The 1410-nt window shown below is 47.3% G+C and carries 1 protein-coding gene and 1 pseudogene; both read left to right on the forward strand.

The annotated features are described in order from the left end of the window. A partial coding sequence (locus R7R24_RS24440) for an ATP-binding cassette domain-containing protein (RefSeq protein WP_318119688.1) occupies positions 1-1103 on the forward strand: 1103 nt, incomplete at its 5' end. Continuing rightward, positions 1096-1410: pseudogene (locus tag R7R24_RS24445) on the forward strand (cysteine/glutathione ABC transporter ATP-binding protein/permease CydC); the annotation flags it as partial. The gene R7R24_RS24440 and the pseudogene R7R24_RS24445, both read left to right, overlap by 8 nt.

Here is a 1410-nt window from a genome sequence, read left to right on the forward strand (position 1 = left end):
AAGGGGCATCAGAGGTATTTCGTACCCGCACGATGGATGTACTAAAAATCGCATTCCTTTCTTCTGCGGTACTGGAGTTCTTCACTTCTATTTCTATCGCTATTACTGCGGTTTACTTCGGCTTCAGTTACATCGGTGAATTGAACTTTGGTTACTACGGTGCTGGCGTCACCTTGTTTGCTGGCCTGTTCATCCTGATTTTAGCTCCTGAGTTTTACCAACCACTTCGAGATCTCGGCACTTTCTATCACGCGAAGCAACAAGCGGTGGGCGCTGCCGAAAGTATTGTCGAGTTTCTTGAACTAGAGGTAGATCAAGTGAAAGATGGAACTCAATCTCTTGAACAGAACACGCCAATTCAAATCGAAGCTCAAGATTTGGTTGTTTTCAGCCCTGAAGGGAAACAATTGGCTGGCCCTCTGTCATTTTCATTGGAAGCCAATCAAAGCACTGCGCTTGTTGGCCCAAGTGGCGCAGGTAAAACCAGTTTGGTTAATACCATTCTTGGCTTTATGCCATACAAGGGCAGTTTAAAAATTAACGGCCGCGAGTTGTCTCAACTTGATCTATCGACTTGGCGCGAAGCTGTCAGCTGGATTGGTCAAAACCCAATGTTATTGCACGGCAGCATTCGTGATAACGTCACGCTTGGTAAACACGATATTCCAGACGCACAAGTGAATACAGTGCTCAACGATTCTTACGCAGCTGAGTTTGTTGAAATGCATGGCCTGGATTACGCAATCTCTGACCGTTCAGGCGGTTTATCTGTAGGACAAGCTCAACGTCTTGCACTTGCGCGAGCAATGCTACAAAACGGCCGTTTCTGGTTGCTTGACGAACCGACGGCAAGCTTGGATGCGCGCAGTGAAAAACTGGTGATGGAAGGAATTAATAAGTATACCCAATCCACCACTAACTTGATGATCACTCACCAACTTGCACCTTTGCAAAACGTTTCACAAATTCTCGTGATGCAAGATGGTCAAATCGTACAACGTGGCGACTACGCTACCCTAGCCTCACAAGAAGGTTTGTTTAAAGACATGTTAGCTGCCAACCTAGCGCAGCGTGAATCAGACAAGGGGAACCTAGATGCGTGACTTACTCCCTTATCTAAAACTGTATAAAAAACATTGGTTCGGTTTGTCGCTGGGTATGCTATTGGCGTTCCTAACACTTGCTGCATCTGTTGGCTTGCTCACTCTGTCTGGTTGGTTTATCTCCGCAGCAGCAGTGGCTGGTTTAACCGTTGCGCGTGAAACCTTCAACTACATGCTGCCAGGTGCTGGCGTGCGCGGTGCTGCAATGGCACGAACAGCTGGCCGTTGGGGTGAGCGCGTTGTAAGCCACAATGCGACATTTAAGTTGCTAACAGACCTGCGCATCTTCTTCTTCAAGAAACTTGCT

This window comes from Vibrio sp. 704, from assembly GCF_033339295.1.